An 18,904-nucleotide genomic window follows, 5' to 3' on the forward strand; every position below is an offset into this window, starting at 1 on the left:
CTGTGACGTCCGAGACCACCCTCCACGATGCCGCACCCATGACCCGCTGGCTGCTCCGCCTACCCGACCAGGACGCGTCCGCGCGAATCTTCTGCTTCCCGTACTCGGGAGTCGGCGGATCCATGTTCAACCAGTGGCCTCGGCGCATCGGTGGCATCGAGATCTGCTCCATCCAGCTACCCGGGCGGGAGAACCGGCTGCGCGAAGGCCATTACGGCACCTACGCGCAGCTGGCCGAGGTGCTGGCGGAAGCGCTACTGCCGCACCTGGATCGGCCGTTCGCCTTCTTCGGGCATTGCGCCGGTGCGTTGCCCGCCTTCGAAACCGCGCGGCTACTCGCCGAGCGCGGGCTGCCGATACCGCGGCGACTGTTCGTCTCCGCCCAGGTCGCACCGCACGACTGCCCGCACGATCGCTTCCTGGACATGTCCGATGACGAACTGCGCGCGGAACTGGAGTTTCTCACCATCACCCGCGGCGGACAGGTGCAGCCACAGTTGATCGAGCTCGGCTTGGCCATTCTGCGCGAGGATCTGGCGGCCAATCGGGTCTATCGCCGCCCCGCGCCCGTCGAGGTTCCGTTCCCCATCACCGTGCTGCACTGGTCAGACGACCCCGAGGTCACCCCGGACGAGCTGCGCGGTTGGCAGCACTACAGCGCCGATGTCCGGTTCCCCGTGGTCCCGGGTGGCCACTACGACTTCCTCCATGCACCGGACCCGTTGCTAGCGCACCTTTCCGAGCCGTTCGCGCAGCAGCGCGGGGCGGGCGAATGAGGACGATCACGGCGCAGGTGCCCGGCTTCGGTCGGTTGCTGCTCGGGCGCACGCTGTCGTTCCTAGCCACCGCGCTGGTGCCGATGGCGCTCACTCTCGCGGTGCTCGACGCCACCGGCCGGGCCGGCGACCTCGGCATCGTGCTCGCCGCCGAGTTGGCGCCCCAGTTGGTGCTGCTGCCGATCGGCGGGGTGCTCGCCGACCGGTTCGCGCCGCAGAAGGTGGCGTTCGCCGCGGACATGACCCGCGGGCTCGCGCAACTCGTCATCGGGATCGAATTGCTGTGCGGGATAGTCCGAATCGCCGACCTGGTGATTCTCTCGGCGATCACCGGCATCGGCGTCGCCTTCGGTACCCCGACGATGTCGCCGCTGGTCATCGCGACGGTTCCGCAGGAACATCGGTTGCGCGCCAACGGTTACCTCGGCGTGGTGCGCGGCGTCACCCTGGTCGCCGGGCCCGGCGTGGCCGGCGTGCTCGCGGTAACCGTCGGTCCCGGTTGGACATTCGTCGTCACCGCCGCGCTGTTCGTGGTGGCCGCGTGCACGCTCGGCAGGCTCCGCATCGCGCCGCGCCCGGCGGTCGAGCATCCGGTGACCTTCTTCCGCCAGCTCGCCGACGGCTGGCTCGAGGTGCGCAGCCGTCCGTGGTTCTGGTCCAACCTGATCGGGCACGGCGTCTCGAACCTCACTGCGGGCGTGCTCATGACGCTCGGCCCGCTGATCGCCGTGCATTCACTGGGCGGCGAGCTGTCCTGGGTGCTGATCTATCAGGCAGGGATGGCCGGGCTGGTGATCGGCGCGCTGGTCGCGCCACGCCTGCGGGTGCGGCGTCCGCTGGTGGTGACGTCGGCGTGCGGCGCGCTGTTCGCCCTGCCGATGATCAGTTTCGCGGCGCTGGCGCCGACCTGGGTCGACGCGCTCACCTACGGTGCCGCCATGCTCGGCGTCGGCCTGCTGAACACGCTGTGGCAGACCACGATGCAGCAGCAGTTCCCGCCGGAGGCCCTGGCCCGAGCCGATTCCTACGACGCGCTGCTCTCCTTCGCCGCCCGCCCGCTCGGCATGGCCGTCGCCGCCCCGATCGCCGCGGTGACCGGCAACGCCGTACCCCTGCTGACCATGGCTGTCCTGGTCGCGGTGGTGAACCTGGCGATTATCGCGCTGCCCGACGTCCGGGCGATGACCACTGAGAAAGAGGTGACACGGCTATGAGAACCGGCGAGGACACCCCGGCGGTCGCCGTGATCGGCGTCGCCTTCGAGCTACCCGGCTGCGCCGACTGGGAGTCGCTGACCGCGCTGCTGCGGCACGGTCGCGACGCCATGCGCCGCTTCCCGGCGGCGCGGGCCGAGGCCACCGGCGTGACCCGATCGGCGACCGACCGCGACGGCGGCTGGCTCGACGACATCACCGGCTTCGACTACCGCTACTTCGGCCTGTCCAAGGCCGAGGCCGAGCTGATCGACCCGAGGCAGCGGCGCATGCTGCAGCTGGCCTGCCGCGCCATCGGGCACGCGGGGTACGCGCAGGCCGAGCTGGCAGGCACGAATACCGCGGTGGTGGTCGGCGGCTACGGCGGTCCGCAGCCGAGCCTGTCCGATCTGCTGCCCGCCGCGGACCGCCGCCTCGGTCCGGCCACCACCGGCAGCCTGCACGCCTACGCCGCCGGGCGGATCGCCTATCACCTGGATCTGCGCGGCGCGGCACAGGTGGTGGACACCGCGTGCTCGTCGTTCCTGGTCGCACTGCACGAGGCTCGCTGGAAACTCGCGCGGGGCGAATGCGATTCGGCGCTGGTCGGCGGGTATGAACTGGTGCTCGGCGCACTCCCGCAGCACGGCAGCGACGGCATGGGCGTGCTGTCCGCGGCGGATCGGTGCCGACCGTTCGACGCGGGCGCCGACGGCACCACCTACGGCGAGGGCGGCGGGTTCGTCCTGCTCAAACGGCTCGACGCCGCGCTGCGCGACGGGGATACCGTGTACGCGGTGCTGCGCGGTAGCGCGGTCAATCAGGACGCGCGGCGCGGTGCGGGACTCACCGCGCCGAGCCCGCAGGCGCAGACCGAGGTCGTCACCGCCGCACTGCGCGATGCCGGGATCGCCCCCGGCGCACTCGGTTACGTCGAAGCGCACGGCACGGGCACGAAGATCGGTGATCCGATCGAGATCCAGGGGCTCATCGACGCGTACGCCGGGATCGAGGGACCCGGCCCCGCGGTCTCCTCGGTCAAGGCGAACGTCGGCCACCTCGGGTGTATGGCCGGGTTCGCGGGGCTGGTCCGGATCATCGCACAGTTCCGGGCCGAGGAGATCTTTCCGACGGCGCATCTGGAGCAGCCGAATCCCTTGCTGGACATGACCTCCGCGCCATTGCGCCTCGCCGATCGGCGTGAGCCGTGGCCGTCGGCAGGCCCGCGCTACGCCGCCCTCAGCAGTTTCGGGCTGAGCGGTACCAACGCACATGTCATCGTCGCGGCGCCGGACCCATTGCCCGACACGACCGTCGCGGCACCCGGAGCGCAGGTCGTCGTGCTGTCGGCACGCGACAGCGCCGGCCTCCGCGCTCAGGTGCAACATCTGCACGATCAAGTGGTGGCGGATCCGGCAGGCTTCGACCTGGCCGCCGCCGCAGAGGTGTTGTCGGTCGGCCGCGAACATTTCGCGCACCGGCACGCCTGGGTGGTGCACGACGCCAAGGAACTGCTCGACCGGCTCACGGACAGCTTGGCCGCGCCGCCCGAAGACCGCTCGGCCCCACCTGATCCGGCTCCGGTGGTCCTGGCACTCGGCGATGTGGATAACGTGGCGGCCGAGGACCTGCTGACCGCAGCCAACGCTTTTCCCGGCGTCGCCGGAGTCGTCGCCGAGGCCGAACACCATGTGGCAGCGGTGAATTGGACACCTGCGCAGCGTGGGCTCGTCTGGCTGCTCGGTGCGCATCAAGTCCTCGTCGACGCCGGGCTCACGGCTGACCTGCTGCTGTCCCATGGTATCGGTGCGACGGCGGCGCGGGTGCTGCACGGGGACGAAACCCTTTCCGCTGCACTGGCATCCGACCTCGGCGCATCGACGCCACCGAACGCCGAGACGCTGCGCACCGTCTTGGCCGGTGTGACCGAGCCGGTGATCGTCGATCTCGCGCCGGGTAGCGCGCTGTCGGTATTGCTGGCCGCCGACCCTGCCGCTACGGTCGAGTCGACTCCGGCGCACGCGCTCTGTCAGCTGTATCTCGCAGGGCACCAGATAGATTGGCGCCGCGTGCTGGGCCGACCGCCGCGCAGGCGGCTCGAGCTTCCGGTCGCACCGCTGGCCGAAGTCCATTGCTGGCCGACCGTGGCGGAGGCGCGCGCCGCCACCGCGGGCGCACCGATCGGCGCGGCCACTGCGCCATCGGTCGCTGCGACCACCACCGCCCCGTCGATGGTCGCAGCCTCCGACGCATCGGCGACACCGACCGCCGGCGCGCCGACGCCACCGAACTCCGCCCCGACTGAATCCGTCGCGGACATCGTGCTCGCGCTGGCCAGGGAGGTCCTCAAGGAGCCGGAAGTCGTTCCGTCAGATGACTTCTTCGACATCGGCGGCACCTCGCTCAACGGGGCACAGCTGGTGGCGCGGATCAACGAACGGTTCGGCACAGATCTCGGTGTGCTCGACCTCTACGACTACCCGGATCTGGCCGGTACCGCAGCCGCCGTCGCAGAACTGGTGGGTGAGACCGCCTCCGCCCCAACGGATGACGAGCCCACGACGGTCCCGGCACCCAGCATTCCGCTCAGCGAAAACGTTCCGCCGCCCGACGACGGACCACTGTCCGGACAGCAGCTGGCGATCTGGGCCGCCGATCAGCTCGAACCCGACACCGGCGCCTACAACGTGCCGGCCGCCCTACTACTCGACGGAGTGGTCGACACCGAAGCGCTCACCGCGCGGCTACAGGCCGTCGTGGCACGGCATCCGATGCTGCGCGCCCGGATCGTCAACTCCTCCACCGGCCCCCGCCAGGTAGTCGCCCCTGCGGACGAAACCCGCGTTGCGCTCATTGAGACGGTGCTCGAGCTGACCGCTCACACCGCTGCCGAGGGCCGGGAAGAACTGCTGGACCGACTACGAAAGCTGGTCGCCGAGCCGCTGCCGCCCGAGGGTCCGCCGGGCCGATATCAACTGGTGCGAGCCCAGTTCCGAGACGGCGACCAACAGATCCTGCTCCTCACTTTTCATCATCTGTTCGTCGACGGCTGGTCATGGGGCCTGCTGTTCGCCGAGTTGAGCGGCGAGCCGAGCACACTGCCCGTACCGGAGCGCCGCTATCTCGATTACGTCAGCGATCAGTGCGCACTACTGGACGGTCCGGCCGGAACCGAACTCACCACCTTCTGGTCGCACTATCTGTCCGGCGCACGCTACGTACCGCTGCCGATCGATCGGCGGGCAGGCGAAACCGGTGACGGCACAAGAGAAGCGGCGCTGCCCATCGACAGCGACCGCGCCGCCCGACTGCGCGACCTCGCCCGCCGCGAACGCTGCACCCTGCACACGGTGCTCCTGACGGCTTGGGTGACGCTAATCCGCCAGCTCACCGGCGAGCAGGACGTCTGCGTGGCGGTTCCCGCAGCCGGGCGCAAGCCGGTCGATGAGCCGGTGGTGGGTAACTACGCCACCACTCTCGTCGTGCGGACGACGGTGCGGCCCGACCAGTCGATCACCGCCTTGCTCACCGCGGTACGCACCGCCTCGCTGCAAGCGCTCGACCACCAGGACCTGCCCACCGATCGGCTCCGCCGCATAGCGCGCCCCAACTCCGCGGACCCGCTTGCGGCCACCATGTTCACCGTCACCAGCGGCGTCGAACCGTTGCGGCAGCTCGGCCCCGAGGGCCCGGCGGTCGAGCTGCTCGATGTCGGGCAGGGCGGCGCGGCCTTCCCCATCGCGGTCACCGTGCTGGAGTACGGCAGCCAGCTGCGCTGCCGGGTGCAGTACGACCCGACGATGTTCCGTGCCGACACGATCCACGCCTGGTTCGACTCGTACCACACACTGCTGGACCGACTGGCGGCACTGGATCCGGCCACGCCGGTGCACACGATGTCGATCGGTATCGCACCGGTAGCACAACGTTTGCCATCACTGCCTAGCGCCGACACCTCGACGGTCGCTGCACATATTGCGCCGAATAGCGTTCTACAAGAACAGCTCTGCGCACTATGGTCGCGCTACCTCGGACGCGCACGAGTCGGGACGGCGGACGACTTCTTCGATCTAGGCGGGGATTCGATCTCCGCCATCGCCATCGCCGCCGAGGCGCGCACCAACGGAATCGCCCTGCGGCCCAAGGCTATTCTCGAACTCAGGACGGTCGCCGCCGTTGCCGAGACCGTTCCCGAACGCGAAACCGTCTCCAGCACAACCGCACCGGTGCCAGCCGAGCCGGAGGCGCACACCACCGTCGACCCGACCCCACCGCAGCTCGAGTTCCTCAGCCGTGGCGTGCCGAACCCGGACTACTGGAACCACGGTGTGCGCTACACAGTGCGCCGCGGCATCGACACCGCGACCGTCGAGCGCGCAGTGCAAGACCTCGCGGACCGACACCCAGCACTACACGCCCAACTACGCTCGGTCGCAGGCAGGTGGCAACTACTGACCGCCGGAGCACCCCCGACCATCACCGAATTCGACCTCACCACAGCCGATCCCACCGATCTGGCGCGCCGGATCCACCATGCGGCGACCGAACTGCACAGCACACTGAGCCTGTCCGACGGCCCGGTCTGCCGAGCGGGCATGTTCCACACCCCGGCAGGACACGAGGACCAGCTGGTGCTGGTGATTCATCACACGATGGTCGACCTCTACTCATGGAACATACTGACCGAGGACCTTTCGACCCTCCTCGCCGGAGCGAGCACCGCCGAACTGCCCGCCCCTAGTGCGAGCTACTTCGAGTGGGCGCGCCGACTCGCCGACCTGGTCCGCACCCGCCCGGACACCCTGGATGCCACCTACTGGCTGGACCGCTCCTGGGGCGACGGCAGGCAATTGCGCCCGGTGACCGCCGACTCGTTCGGTATCGAAGGCAACACCGGTGAGCTGATCACCGAATTCCCCGCTCCCGCCCTGGTTTCCGGCCTCGGCCGCGCTGAACAACTGCTGGCCGCGCTCGGCGTCGCGATGCAGCGATGGCTGGACGTGCGCGGCGGAGAGATCGCGGTCCAGTTGGTCGGCCACGGCCGCGAGGACCTCTTCGACGACCTCGACCTCGGCCGCACCGTCGGCTTCTTCAACACGACCTATCCCTTCGCCCTCGGCCTGCCCGGTCGGCGCACCACGGCCGACCATGCCGCGTTCGTCGCGGCGCAGCTGCGATCGGTACCCGGTCGCGGTTTCGACTTCGAGCCTCTGCGCAGGTTCCACCCCGACGCCGCCGTGCGCACCGCACTGGACCGAATTCGGACACCCGATGTGCTGTTCTCCTTCTGGGGCACACCAGCTTTTCTGTCCGACGCCGGGGACGGTGCACTGACGGGTGCCGACAACGAACTCGTCGGCCGCGACCGGCCCGCCGACATGCCGAGACCCTGCGCGATCGAGGTCTATCCGAGGCTCGTCGGCGACCGGGTCCGGGTGCAGTGGCGCTACAGCGGCGAATTGTTCACCCCCGAGCGGATTCTCGCGCTCGCGGACGCATTCGGCGCGGCCTTGGCCGCGCCCCTCTCACCGAGTAACCAGCACACAGGAGTTGCCAGATGAAACAACTGTCCCGCCGACTTCCCCAGCGGCGCAAGCCGTTCGCGCTGACCGGTGCGGTGTTACTGGCAGCGGCGGCCGTTCTGGCCGGACACACCGGGGCGGCCACCGCGGACACCGGTGCCGATGCCCTGGCCGACCGTCTCGCCACGGAGGTAACCGGCGACGGCGCGTGGCCACACCTCGCCGCACTCGCGAACCTCACCACCGCCTTCGGCGGACACCGGGTATCGGGCTCCCCCGGCTACGAGGCCACGGCGCAGTACTTCACCGCGGCACTCACCGCCGCCGGTTATCAGGTGACGCGGCAGCAGTTCAGCTTCCCCGACTACGACATTCGCGCCGAGACCGGCTCGGTGACCGCCCCGCAGGCCCGCCCGCTGCACCCGGTGATCGCCCGGTTCTCCCGATCCACCCCCGACGGGGGCCTCAACGCCGCGGTGAGCCTGCCTACGGGCAAGGACACCGGCTGCACCACCGCCGACTACGCGAACAGCGACGTGCGCGGCAAAATCGTGCTGGTCCGGGTGGGCGACTGTTTCATCACCCAGAAGCAGTTGGTCGCCGCCGAGGTCGGCGCCGCCGCCATGCTGATGAACGGCGACTCACCGGACCCGACCCTCAATCTGCGCTACCGCATGGTGCCGCCCGCCGACGCCCGCATCCCGACCGCGACGTTGCCGCGGGGCGAAGCCGAGCAGTTGCAGGCCGATATCGCCGCGGGACCGGTACAGGTCACCCTCGACCTGCGCGGCAACGAGATTCTCACCAACACCTACAACCTGATCGCCGACACCCCTACCGGCCGCGCCGACAACATGATCGTCATGGGGGCACACCTGGACTCGGTCGACACCGGCCCCGGCGTCAACGACAACGGCACCTCCGCCGTGATGACGCTGGAGACCGCGCTGCGCCTGGCCCCCTACCGCGATCAGATCCGCAACAAGGTGCGCTTCGCCTGGTGGGCGGCCGAGGAGAAAGGGCTGGCGGGTGCGCAGTTCTACATCGATCAGCTCACGCCCGAACAGCGCGAGAACACTGCCCTCTATCTGAACGCCGAGATGATCGGCTCGGACAACTTCGCACGCCAGGTGTACAACGGCAAGACCGCGAACGGCCCGGCACCGGCCGGCTCCGAACAGATCTCCACGCTGCTCAACGGGTACTTCGCCGGAAAGAACCTGCCGACCGTCGGACTGGTCCTGGACGGGCGCTCCGACCACGCCCCGTTCATCGCGGCGGGCATTCCCGCGGGCGGCGTCAACGGCGGCTCGGACACCCTCAAATCGGCGGAGTGGGTGCGGCTGTTCGGCGGTATCGAGGGTCAGATGCTCGACCGCTGCTACCACCAAGGTTGCGACAACCTCGCCAATATCAATCGCACCAGCTTCGACCAGTTCGGTCGCGCGATGGCGTGGTCGGCAGGCCGGTTCGCCGTCACCACCGAGGACGTCAACGGCGTGCGCTAGCCGGCACCGAAGGGACGACGAATGTCATTGGGCATCATGGCGATCGGGTACGCCCTGGGCGCACCCGTCACCATCGACGAACTGGCCGGCGATAACCAGCAGGTGCGGCAGTGGGGCTATCGCCGCCTGCACCGCGCACCCGAGGAGGTCGGCCTGACCGACCTGGCCGTGCGCGCCGGGGCGGCCGCGCTGCGGCGCGCCGGAGTCGAGGCAGGCGAGGTCGATCTGGTGGTGCTGGCGATCACCGATATCGCCGAATACCTGTACTGGGACCCCGCCGCCGCCGTCGCGGGCCGCCTCGACACCCGGCAGGCGGAGGCGATCCTGTTGAGTCAGGCCTGCGGTGGCGGCGTCGCGGCGTTCGACATCGTCGCCGGAAAATTCGCCACCCACCCCCGATACCGGACCGCGCTGGTCGTCGCGGCCAACCGAATATGTGAAACCTATTGGGACCGTGTCGAAACGGGCACCTCGCTGAGTTCCGACGGTGCGGCGGCCGCGGTCCTGCGCCGCGACCACCCGTCGTGCCGGTGGCTGGCGACCGAGGTCGTCACCGACGGCCGCTACGCGGACTTCATGCGGATGGAGGTCGGCGGCGCCGCTCGCCCGTTCGCCCCTGGCGCCGAGCGGCCCGCCATCGCCGGACTGATCGACCGCATGGACACCTTCTTCGACGGGGACGGCCGCGCCGCACTCGCCTTCGTCGAGCAACTGCACGCCCGCAACCGCGAGGTCGTCGAACGCGCCTGCGCGAGTGCGCAAGTCACGCTCGGCGAGCTCGAGCGGGTGCTGTATCTGCACGACAATGCCGGCGCCTTCGCCGATCTGGCCAAGGCGCTGGGCGTGCCGGTGGATCGCACCAATGCCGAGATCGCCTGCGACCACGGGCATTTCGGTCCGGCCGATCAACTACTGAGCCTGGAGCGGCTGCTGGCCACCGGCGAACTCGTCGCAGGCGACCTCGTCGCCCTGCTGAGCATGGGCACCGGCATGCATTGGGCCGCCACCCTGCTCCGCATCTGACCGACTACGAAAGTGAGGAGGGTCGTGGACGACCTACTCGACCGCGTCCGGCGGCTCACCGAGCCGGGCGCCGAGCCCGATCCGGCACTGCCTGCCGCGCTGGCGCACACCCCCGATATCGGCACCGCCCGCGAGGCGGGCAGGCTGCTCGCGCGCATCGATACCGCGCTGGTGCGCAGGCCCGGCAGCACACCGCACCCGCTGCGGGTGGCCGTTGCCGGTTCCTTCACCGCCGACAATCTGGTTCCGCTGCTGCGTATCTCGCTGCTCGCAGCGGGCATCGACCCCGAGTTCCACCTGACCCCACCCGATCAACTGCTCTTACAGCTGAGCGATCCGGAGTCCGCCGTGGCGCGATTCGCGCCCGATCTCACGGTGTGCCCCATGCACGAGGAGCTGTTCCTCCCCCGCGACGCCGAGCTCGCGGATCTCGACACCGTGCGCGACCTGCTCGCGCAGCGACTCGACCGGTTCGGCGCGGCGCTGTCTGCCTTCGCGGCCCGTAGCGCGGGCACGGTGCTCGTGCACACCGTGCCGCTGCCGCAGGTCCGGTGGCGGACCGTGAACGCCTACCGGTCGCGGGCGCGACTCGGCCGGGCCTGGCGCGAACTCAACAGTGGGCTACTCGAATTCGCCGATCGCATCGACAACGTCGACGTGGTGGACCTGGAGCTGCTGCTCACCGACGCCGCCGTCGCGTTGCGCGACGATCGGCTGTACCGCTTCGGCAGTATGGCCTGGTCACCCGCGGTCGAGCAGCTCTACGCCGGGCAGGTCGCCGGGTATGCCCGGGCACTGACCGGTCGCGCCAAGAAGTGCCTGGTGCTGGATCTGGACAACACCCTGTGGGGCGGCGTGCTCGGCGACGACGGGCCGGAGAACATCGAGCTCGGGTCGCTATATCCGGGCAATGCCTACCTCGAGTTGCAGCGGGCGGTGCTGGCGCTGCGCGATCAGGGTGTGCTGCTCGCGGTCGCCAGCAAGAACGATCCGGCCCTGGTGACGCAGGTGCTCACCGAGCACCCCGAGATGCTGGTCCGCACCGAGGATTTCGTCGCCGTCAAGGCGAACTGGGAGTCCAAGGACGGCAGTCTGGCGGCGATCGCGGCCGCGCTGAATCTCGGGCTCGACAGCCTGGTCTTCGCCGACGACTCCGCGTTCGAATGCGAGCTCATCGGTCGCGCGCTGCCGCAGGTCACCGTCGTACCGCTGGCGGGCGACCCCGCCGGGCACCTCGGCGCGCTGCTGTCCGGCGACCACTTCACGGTGCTCACCACGACCGACACCGACCGCGAGCGCACCGAACTGTATCGAGCCAGGGTGCGCAGGCAGGAGTGGACGACCAACCGAAACGCACTCGACGGCTACCTGGCCGATCTCGGCATCGAGGTGACCGTCCGCCGGGCCGACGAGTACCTGCTGCCGCGCATCGTGCAGCTCGGCGGGCGCACCAATCAGTTCAATCTCATCGGCCGGTCGCATTCGGCGCAGCAGACGCGCCGGATGGCCGACTCCGCCGCGCACGCCGTGCTCGGATTCGAGGTCAGCGACCGGTTCGGCCGCGAGGGCATGGTGGGCGCGTTGTGGATCGCCAAGCACACCGACCACTGGCTCATCGAGAACGCCGTGATGAGCTGCCGGGTCTTCGCGCGCGGTATCGAGTTCGCGGTGCTGCAGACGGTGATCGACGAGGCCGTCTCGACCGGTGTGCTGCGGCTCGAAGCGGCCTTCCGCGGCAGCGGCCGCAACGGACCGGCCGAGAAGTTCCTCGCCGACGCCGGTTTCGTCGCGGCCGACCGCGAACCCGCCGCCGACGGCGGTACCCGCCGGATCCTCCCGCTCGACCCGCGTCCGGCCCTGTCCCCCGCGTGGATCACGGTCCACACCGACGAATGGACGAAACCCCATGTCTGATACGACCACCACACTCGCGCAGCTGATCTCCGCGATCACCGATCTGCCGCCCGAGCAGATCACCGCGGAGCGCCGGTTCGACGAGCTGGACAACTGGACAAGCCACACCGCGCTGCGGCTGTTCACCGCCCTGGAAGACCGCTTCGCGATCCGCCTCGATCTCAAGACCTACTTCCAGACCCCGACCGTCGCGGCGCTGGCCGACCTGATCGCCACCGCCCGCCCGGCGGCCCTGCCCCGTCTCCGCTGACTGACCCCGATCGAATCGAGTTCTCCATGTCGACCCTGTCCGCGACGCTGCGACAGTGCCCGACCGCGGCACACACCTTCACGTATCTCGCCACCGAACTACCCGATCGTCCAGCCTTGCGGCAGGGCGACATTCAACTCTCCTACCGCGAACTCGCCTACAGCGCGGGCGCGGTGGCCGCCTGGCTGCGCGGCCAGGGCATAGGCCGCGGCGATGTTGTTGCCACACTGATGGATCGATCGGTTCGCTGCCTGGCCGGGGTGCTCGGGGCCTGGTCGGTCGGTGCCGCGTACGTCCACCTAGAGGCGGCCGATCCGGAGCAACGGCTGCGCTCGCTGCTCGAAACCACCGGTGCCCGAGCCGTACTCACGGACGCGCGCAACCGATCGAGGCTCGCGGCGACCGGCCTGCCTGTGCACGTGCTCGTCGACGCGGACGCGGGGCCGCCCGTCGACCTCGCCGCCGGACTGCACCGCGACGACGTCGCCTATCTGGTCTGCACGTCCGGGTCGACCGGTACCCCGAAGGCCGTTCAGGTCTCCCATCGCGCCTTGCTCAATTACTGCGCGGCCTTCTGGGAGCGGGTAAGTGCCGTGCCCATCGACAGTTTCGGGCTCACCACGACCTTCGCCGCCGACCTCGGCAAGGTGTCGGTGTACGGGGCGCTGCTGTCCGGCGCCCGGCTCGACGTGTATTCGCGGGAAACAACGCTCGATCCGGTTGCGCTGGCGGCGGATCTGGCGGCGCACCCCGCCGACTGCCTCACCTACACACCGTCGCAGCTCGAAGCGCTGGCCGCCGAGGGCGAGCTGGCCGCGCTGCTACCGCAACGCCTGCTCGTGGTCGCGGGTGAGGCCTTTCCGCCGCGACTGGCCGCCGCGATCCTGCGCGCCAGGCCGAATCTGGAGGTGTACAACGGTTACGGCCCGTCCGAGGCCACCATCCTGGCGACCATGCACCGGGTGAGCGCCGCGGACGCGCATCGACCACGGGTGCCGGTCGGCACCGCGCTCAGCGGTGTGCGCGCCGTGGTACTCGACGACGATCTGGCCCCGGTACCGGACGGCGCACCGGGCACGCTGTATCTCGGCGGGGAATGTGTGGCACTGGGATACCTCGGCGACACCGTGCGCACCGAGGCCAAGTTCGTGCGGCTCGACGCCTCCGAGGATCGGTTCTACTGCACCGACGACCTGGTGATCCGCGCGCCCGACGGCTCGCTCGACTATCTGGGCCGGGCCGACCGGCAGATCAAGATCCGCGGCAATCGGGTCGAGCCGGGGGAAGTCGAAGCCGCACTGCTTGTTTCGCCCGGTGTGCGGCAGGCGGTGGTCACCGGCGAGCGCGCACACCAGGACCAACCGCTCGAGCTGGTGGCCTACGTCGTGGGAACCGCGGAACCGGCGGAGCTGACCCGGTGGCTGCGCGAGCGGCTGCCCTCCGCGCTGGTGCCGAGCCGGATCGTGCCGGTGCCGCATATTCCGGTCACCCCGAATGGCAAGGCCGACTTCGCCGCTCTGCGCGCGCTCGCCGACAGCGAGCCCGCCCCGAGCCGCGCGACCGATCCGCCGCGCACCCCGACCGAAGAACTGGTAGCGGGGATTTGGCGCGAAGTGCTCGGCCGGTCCGCGATCGGTCGGGACGAGCGGTTCATGGAGATCGGCGGGGACTCCTTCAAAGCGCTGACGGTGTTCGCGCGGCTGCGGCGACACTATCCGGCGCTGGTCATCGCCCAGATCTACGCGCACGCCTCGATCGCCGAGCTGGCCTCCGCGCTGGACGGACCGGTAGCCCCGGCGCCGATACCCGGCCGGTCCGTCACCGTGGTCGAGCTGTGAATCGGCGCAGGCGGAAAGGCTGGTTCGCATGAGCGAACGTCCGACCCTCGTTGTCGTCTACGACGACGGCGCCGCGCATCCCGGCGATATCGCCGTCGGACTGGCGGGGTGGGCCAACTGTGTCTTCGTGCTGGAACCGAACGAGCACACCCGCACGATGGAACCTCTGCTGTGCCAACTCGGTTCGGTGCTGTGGGCGGAGTCGGCCGCCCTCGTCGCCGACGCGGTGCGCGCGCACCGACCCGGCGGCGTGGTCACCTACACCGAGCGCGGTCTCGGTCTGGCGGTCGAACTGGCGCATGAGCTCGGGCTGCCGTTCCATGATCGACGGACCCTCGCGGTACTGACCGACAAGTGGCAGCAGCGCGCGGCGCTGCGTGCGGCCGGCGTCGACGCGGTGCGCTGTCACCGGATCGAGGCCGAGTCCGACTGGGCCGCCGCCGTCGCCGCGACCGGACTGCCCGCCGTGCTCAAACCCGCGCACGGCGGCGGCAGCCGGAACACTTTCTACATCGACGACGCGACCGCGGGCCTCGAACTCACGCGGTCGCTGCTCGCGCAGGACCGGCCCGGTCTGGTGGCCGGGGGCACGCTCGTCCTCGAGGAGTATCTGGCCGGTCGCGACTGTGGCCCGTTCGGTGACTACGTCTCGATCGAGAGTGTGGTGCAGCACGGGCACATTCACGATCTGGCCGTCACCGGCAAATTCCCGATGGTGCCGCCGTTCCGGGAGACGGGCCGGTTCTGGCCATCGCCGCTGCGCCAGGACGAGGACGAGCAGGTGCGCACACTGGCCAGGCGGGCGGTCGAGGCGCTCGGTGTCGTCGCGGGACTCACCCACACCGAGGTCAAGCTCACCCCGCAGGGGCCCCGGCTGATCGAGGTCAACGGGCGGCTCGGCGGCGGCATCAACGAACTCGCCAGGCGCGCACTGGGACTGGACCTGATCGAACTGGCCGGGCGCATCGCACTCGGCCAATCGGTGCGTGTCCCAGCGCTTTACCAGGGGCAGGCCTATTTCCAACTCTTCCACCCCGCGCCGCGCCTGCCCGCCACGCTGGTCTCCGTCGAAGGCGTGGACGACATCAAACAACTGCCCGGCGTCACCCTGCATCGCCCATATGCCAGGCCCGGCACGCCATTTCCCGGCGGCGTGGAGACCCGCGAGATGGACATCGTGATGGGCGAAGCCCGCGATATCGGCGAATTGGCCGTCCTGGCAGCGAAAGTCGAGTCGACCCTGCGCTACCGATTCGACTTCCCTGCCGCGCCGGACGCGCCTGCCCACACCCGCACGGTCACCGCAGCCGAACTGGGGCAGCTGTGACCCCGCAACGGAAGGATCTCTCGATGAACGACAACACCGCGGCGCCCGAGGACGTGTTCGCCGCCATCTGGCAGGACGTACTGCGGGTCGACCACGTCGGCCCCGACGACGACTTCTTCTCCCTCGGCGGCGATTCCCTGCTCGCGCTCAAGGTGCTGGGTGCGGCGCAGGAGCAAGGCCTGGCGTTGACACTGCTCGACCTCTTCCGCAATCCGACGCCGCGCGGCGCCTGTGCGGCCCTGGCCAGCTCCGCCGCCCGGGCCGCGGCCGGTACCGACGACCTGCTGTCACTGCTGGACCAGGCGCGGATACCCGACGATGTCGACCAGGCGTACCCGGCGGCGCGCCTGCAGCTCGGGCTCATTCACGAAAGCCTGATCAGCGACGGCGCTTTCTATCTCGACGTCGTCTCGCGCACCGTGCACCGACCGTTGGAGCCCACGGTGCTGCGGCAGGCCCTCGATCTGCTGTCGGCCCGACATCCGGTGCTGCGCAGCCGGTTCGACCTGGCCACCTTCAGCGAGGCGATGCAGCTGGTGCAGCGGTCCGCGCCGATCCCGCTGACCACCGATGATCATCGCGGACTAGACGAAACGGTGAAAACCCAACGGTACGAGCAGATCATGGCGGAGCTCGCGCAGCCGTTCGATCCGGAGACCGCGCCGTTGGTGCGAGTGCATGCCAGCACCACCGATACTCGGGCTTTCACGCTGGCCTACTCGTTCCATCACGCGATCCTCGACGGGTGGAGCGAGGCGGTGTTCTGCAACGAGCTGGTGCGCACCTACGCGGGCCTGCTCGACGGGCAACCGCCCCAATTCCCGGACCCGGTACCGTACTCGGAGTTCATCCGGCTCGAACGTGAAGCCATGCGGGCGACCGACTCCGCGGAGCTGTTCCGGGAACTGTCCGGCACGGTGCCCGACCCGGGCCACGGTGTTCCGGTGCATCGCAAAGTAAGTGCCACGGTGCCCGAGGCCGACACCCGGCGCCTCGAAGAGTTGTCCGCACAGTGGGGGCTGCCGCTGAAAAGCCTGCTGCTGGCGGCGAACTGCGCTGCGGTGGGCGAGGTCTGGAACACCGAGGCGCCAGTAGTCGGACTGTTGCTCAACGGACGGCCGGAACGCGCGGGCTCCGATGTCACCCTCGGCCTGTTCCTCAATCAACTGCCGCTGCGCCTGGAGCTGCGCGACGGCGACTGGCAGGCCACGGCCCGGCGCGCCTTCGAGGCGGAGAATCGGCTCCTGGCCCACCGCCGTTTCCCGCATTCGGAGGTACGCAAGCTACTCGGCGGCGACCCGTACCACGTCATGTTCAACTACGTCCGCTTCCATCCGCGCGACGAACTGCTCGCCGCGGGCCTGATCGCGGCCGAGGAGGATATGCGCGACCACACCAGCCTGCCCGTCCGCGTCGAACTCCTCGACGACCGCCGCGGCCACGGCCTCAGCGTGCACGTCACCGCCGACACCGCCCGCTTCGGCGACGACCTGCCCGCCCGCCTGCTGAAAGCACTGCTGCACGACATCCACGAGCTGTCCCGCCCACACTAGGCCGGTCGATCGCGGGCGCTACTCGCTGAGCCGTCGCCGGTCGCGCACGGTCACCGCGATCACCGAGCGCGCCAGTGCGCGCAGGTCGTCGGGGATGAGCAGCGGCTCGACGGCGCCCTCGAAGCCTTCGAGGATGCCGCCGTCGGGCCAGCGCACTTCGTAGCGGTACCAGCAGCGGACCTCGCTCGGGTGGTATGGCAGCTCCAGCTCCAGGCGCACCGCCATCTCGACCAGAGCCGCCGCCACCTGCGCTGCGCCCCCCGCGTTGCTCACCTGCCACCACAGCGGGCTCGAGCGGTCGGCTTCGGAGATTTCGACCAGGTACATCAGCTTGCCCCTGTCGCTGAACTCGGTCACATCTGACACCTTGCCAGAACAAACCGCTCAGGCGCGCCAAAAACGCTGCGCGACGGCGCATCTCGCGCCGATCATGATCAATGTTTCAACAAATTCAGCGCCGTCCGTCGCGCCACGGCGCCGCTGCTGGTAATGGCCACCGGTCCCGCGGCGACGGCGGTCGGCACGATGCCCTTGAACAAGCCGATCACGTCGAGGACGAAACCGGTTCGGGTGACGCCCAATCGGCGCAGCGCGGGTCCGTGGTCGGCGGACACCACCACGGTCGCGCCGATCAGCACGAGCCACCACAGCAGCACCTGGATGAGCCGGGCCGGACGCGAGGTCGTCGCGAACGCGAGCCGCAGGCGGTGGCAGTGGAACGGCACGTGCCGCAGTTCGTCGTTCAGGATCAGCCCGGCGACCTGGGCGGTCAGCGCGTCGTCGGTGCCGTCGCGCAACGCGCGGTAGTACCGCAGCGCGACCACCTCGGCGACCATCAGCACCATCAACTCCAGCCGCAAACCCAGCGCCCGCCGCAGCCGGACGAACACCGCGTCACTCCAGTGCCCGCGAATGGTCTGCGCCCCACCGGCCCGCAGCAGCAACTCCAGCATGCGGGCGTGGTTGCGCTCCTCGGCGACGAACAGCCGCACCGCGGCGGTGTACACCGGGTCGCCCGCGGCTTCCGCTTTAGCAATCAGATTCGCCCCATCCCCGCTCTCGCCGACCTGAAACCGCTGCACGCTGCGCGCGACCGCCGGATCGAGGTGCGCTTCCCGGCTCCAGTCCGGCTCCCCCGCCGCCGCCCGGGCCACCACCTTCGCCTCGAACTCGGTTGCCCACCGGGAAAACTCACCCTGCATACGACCTCCATGCGCCTCGACCCTCCGCCACCGGCGGCGAGCTCTTCCGGATACCTGCAGGCCAACCTAGACATCGATTGTGCAGGTCTTCGGTGTCGAACGTGGAGATCCTGTGCAGAGAATCCGCTGGCACAATGAGCTCGTGAAGCTGCACGACCTGACGATCCCCGACTCCGCGAGTTGCCGCGCCGCCACCGAGGTGGCAGCCGCCTACTGCACGCCCGCGCTGTTCAACCACTCGGTTCGGTCGTACCTGTGGGCGGCGGGCCATGCGCAGCTCGACGGCATCGCCTTCGACGCGGAACTGCTGTATGTCGCGGCGCTGCTGCACGATCTCGGCCTGGTCGAGGCGTTCGACAACAATGGTCTCTCGTTCGAGGTCGCGGGCGGTCACCTGGCGTGGGTCTTCGGCGCGGCCGCCGGTTGGCCGGTGCCGCGGCGCGTGCGGGTGTCCGAGGTGATCGTCGGCCATATGGCGGACAGCGTCGACGTCACCGTCGACCCCGAAGGCCATCTCTTGGAATACGGGACCGCGGTGGACATCTCGGGCCGCGACTGCACGACGCTCCCCGCCGAGTTCCGCCGCAGTGTCCTGGAAAGCCACCCCCGCGCCGGCCTCCCCGAAGAGTTTCTCACCTGCTTCCAGAACCAGGCCGATCGCAAACCGCACAGCTCCCCCGCCGCGGCCCTGCGCAGCGGTATCGCCACCCGCATCGCGACCAACCCGCTCGACCGCTGACCGCACGGCAGCGCCTGGAGTAGGGACGGGCACAGACCCACCGCCTGAGCGACGTGCCG

13 protein-coding genes are annotated in these 18,904 nt (G+C 69.6%); 11 read left to right on the forward strand and 2 right to left on the reverse strand.

Going from position 1 to position 18,904, the window contains the following annotated elements:
• Nucleotides 1–2 precede the first annotated feature (2 nt).
• Genes ACIHA7_RS34015 through ACIHA7_RS34060 form a run of 10 tightly spaced genes read left to right on the forward strand, consistent with a single transcriptional unit; the run spans nucleotide 3 to nucleotide 16,904 of the window.
• The gene (locus ACIHA7_RS34015) at nucleotides 3–776 is read left to right on the forward strand and encodes a thioesterase II family protein (protein WP_397295352.1); all 774 of its coding nucleotides are present in this window, start codon (nucleotides 3–5) and stop codon (nucleotides 774–776) included.
• Nucleotides 773–1,990, forward strand: coding sequence for an MFS transporter (locus tag ACIHA7_RS34020; protein WP_397295354.1), 1,218 nt, complete (start codon nucleotides 773–775; stop codon nucleotides 1,988–1,990). Before ACIHA7_RS34015 ends, ACIHA7_RS34020 begins: the two co-directional genes overlap by 4 nt.
• Entirely contained in the window at nucleotides 1,987–7,530 is a 5,544-nt protein-coding gene (locus tag ACIHA7_RS34025; RefSeq protein ID WP_397295356.1) for a condensation domain-containing protein, read from the forward strand. Before ACIHA7_RS34020 ends, ACIHA7_RS34025 begins: the two co-directional genes overlap by 4 nt.
• Nucleotides 7,527–8,999 carry a M28 family peptidase gene (locus ACIHA7_RS34030; RefSeq protein WP_397295358.1) on the forward strand — a complete coding sequence of 491 codons (1,473 nt, stop codon included), beginning with the start codon at nucleotides 7,527–7,529 and terminating at the stop codon, nucleotides 8,997–8,999. The genes ACIHA7_RS34025 and ACIHA7_RS34030 overlap by 4 nt, the downstream gene beginning before the upstream one ends.
• A 21-nt stretch (nucleotides 9,000–9,020) precedes the next feature.
• On the forward strand, nucleotides 9,021–10,022 hold the full coding sequence (locus tag ACIHA7_RS34035) for a 3-oxoacyl-ACP synthase III family protein (RefSeq protein ID WP_397295360.1): 1,002 nt from the start codon (nucleotides 9,021–9,023) through the stop codon (nucleotides 10,020–10,022).
• A 24-nt stretch (nucleotides 10,023–10,046) separates the two neighbouring features.
• Entirely contained in the window at nucleotides 10,047–11,936 is a 1,890-nt protein-coding gene (locus tag ACIHA7_RS34040) for an HAD-IIIC family phosphatase (RefSeq protein WP_397295362.1), read from the forward strand.
• Nucleotides 11,929–12,186, forward strand: a complete 258-nt coding sequence (locus ACIHA7_RS34045; RefSeq protein WP_397295363.1) for an acyl carrier protein — start codon at nucleotides 11,929–11,931, stop codon at nucleotides 12,184–12,186. The genes ACIHA7_RS34040 and ACIHA7_RS34045 overlap by 8 nt, the downstream gene beginning before the upstream one ends.
• A 26-nt stretch (nucleotides 12,187–12,212) precedes the next feature.
• Complete coding sequence (locus tag ACIHA7_RS34050) at nucleotides 12,213–14,024, forward strand: amino acid adenylation domain-containing protein (protein WP_397295365.1); 1,812 nt, start codon at nucleotides 12,213–12,215, stop codon at nucleotides 14,022–14,024.
• A 28-nt stretch (nucleotides 14,025–14,052) separates the two neighbouring features.
• On the forward strand, nucleotides 14,053–15,351 hold the full coding sequence (locus ACIHA7_RS34055) for an acetyl-CoA carboxylase biotin carboxylase subunit family protein (protein ID WP_397295367.1): 1,299 nt from the start codon (nucleotides 14,053–14,055) through the stop codon (nucleotides 15,349–15,351).
• 23 nt (nucleotides 15,352–15,374) lie between these two features.
• The gene (locus ACIHA7_RS34060; protein ID WP_397295368.1) at nucleotides 15,375–16,904 is read left to right on the forward strand and encodes a condensation domain-containing protein; all 1,530 of its coding nucleotides are present in this window, start codon (nucleotides 15,375–15,377) and stop codon (nucleotides 16,902–16,904) included.
• 18 nt (nucleotides 16,905–16,922) lie between these two features.
• Here the strand turns inward: ACIHA7_RS34060 and ACIHA7_RS34065 are convergent, their stop codons facing one another.
• The gene (locus ACIHA7_RS34065) at nucleotides 16,923–17,261 is read right to left on the reverse strand and encodes a hypothetical protein (RefSeq protein ID WP_397295369.1); all 339 of its coding nucleotides are present in this window, start codon (nucleotides 17,259–17,261) and stop codon (nucleotides 16,923–16,925) included.
• Between the two features lie 77 nt (nucleotides 17,262–17,338).
• Nucleotides 17,339–18,106: a ferritin-like domain-containing protein gene (locus ACIHA7_RS34070; RefSeq protein ID WP_397295371.1), complete on the reverse strand. Its 768-nt coding sequence runs from the start codon at nucleotides 18,104–18,106 to the stop codon at nucleotides 17,339–17,341.
• Nucleotides 18,107–18,248: 142 nt separating this feature from the next.
• On the opposite strand from ACIHA7_RS34070, the gene ACIHA7_RS34075 reads away from it, so the two are divergent.
• On the forward strand, nucleotides 18,249–18,845 hold the full coding sequence (locus ACIHA7_RS34075) for an HD domain-containing protein (protein ID WP_397295373.1): 597 nt from the start codon (nucleotides 18,249–18,251) through the stop codon (nucleotides 18,843–18,845).
• Nucleotides 18,846–18,904: the final 59 nt, after the last annotated feature.

Origin of the sequence: Nocardia sp. NPDC052316 (assembly GCF_044547795.1) — a bacterium.
Taxonomy (GTDB): Bacteria; Actinomycetota; Actinomycetes; order Mycobacteriales; family Mycobacteriaceae; genus Nocardia.

Excerpts from the sequence above, each read along its gene's own strand:
- ACIHA7_RS34020 (WP_397295354.1), top strand. The coding sequence starts at position 773 with ATGAGGACGATCACGGCGCAGGTGCCCGGCTTCGGTCGGTTGCTGCTC.
- ACIHA7_RS34025 (WP_397295356.1), top strand. The coding sequence starts at position 1,987 with ATGAGAACCGGCGAGGACACCCCGGCGGTCGCCGTGATCGGCGTCGCC.
- ACIHA7_RS34030 (WP_397295358.1), top strand. The coding sequence starts at position 7,527 with ATGAAACAACTGTCCCGCCGACTTCCCCAGCGGCGCAAGCCGTTCGCG.
- ACIHA7_RS34035 (WP_397295360.1), top strand. The coding sequence starts at position 9,021 with ATGTCATTGGGCATCATGGCGATCGGGTACGCCCTGGGCGCACCCGTC.
- ACIHA7_RS34045 (WP_397295363.1), top strand. The coding sequence starts at position 11,929 with ATGTCTGATACGACCACCACACTCGCGCAGCTGATCTCCGCGATCACC.
- ACIHA7_RS34050 (WP_397295365.1), top strand. The coding sequence starts at position 12,213 with ATGTCGACCCTGTCCGCGACGCTGCGACAGTGCCCGACCGCGGCACAC.
- ACIHA7_RS34055 (WP_397295367.1), top strand. The coding sequence starts at position 14,053 with ATGAGCGAACGTCCGACCCTCGTTGTCGTCTACGACGACGGCGCCGCG.
- ACIHA7_RS34060 (WP_397295368.1), top strand. The coding sequence starts at position 15,375 with ATGAACGACAACACCGCGGCGCCCGAGGACGTGTTCGCCGCCATCTGG.
- ACIHA7_RS34070 (WP_397295371.1), bottom strand. The coding sequence starts at position 18,106 with ATGCAGGGTGAGTTTTCCCGGTGGGCAACCGAGTTCGAGGCGAAGGTG.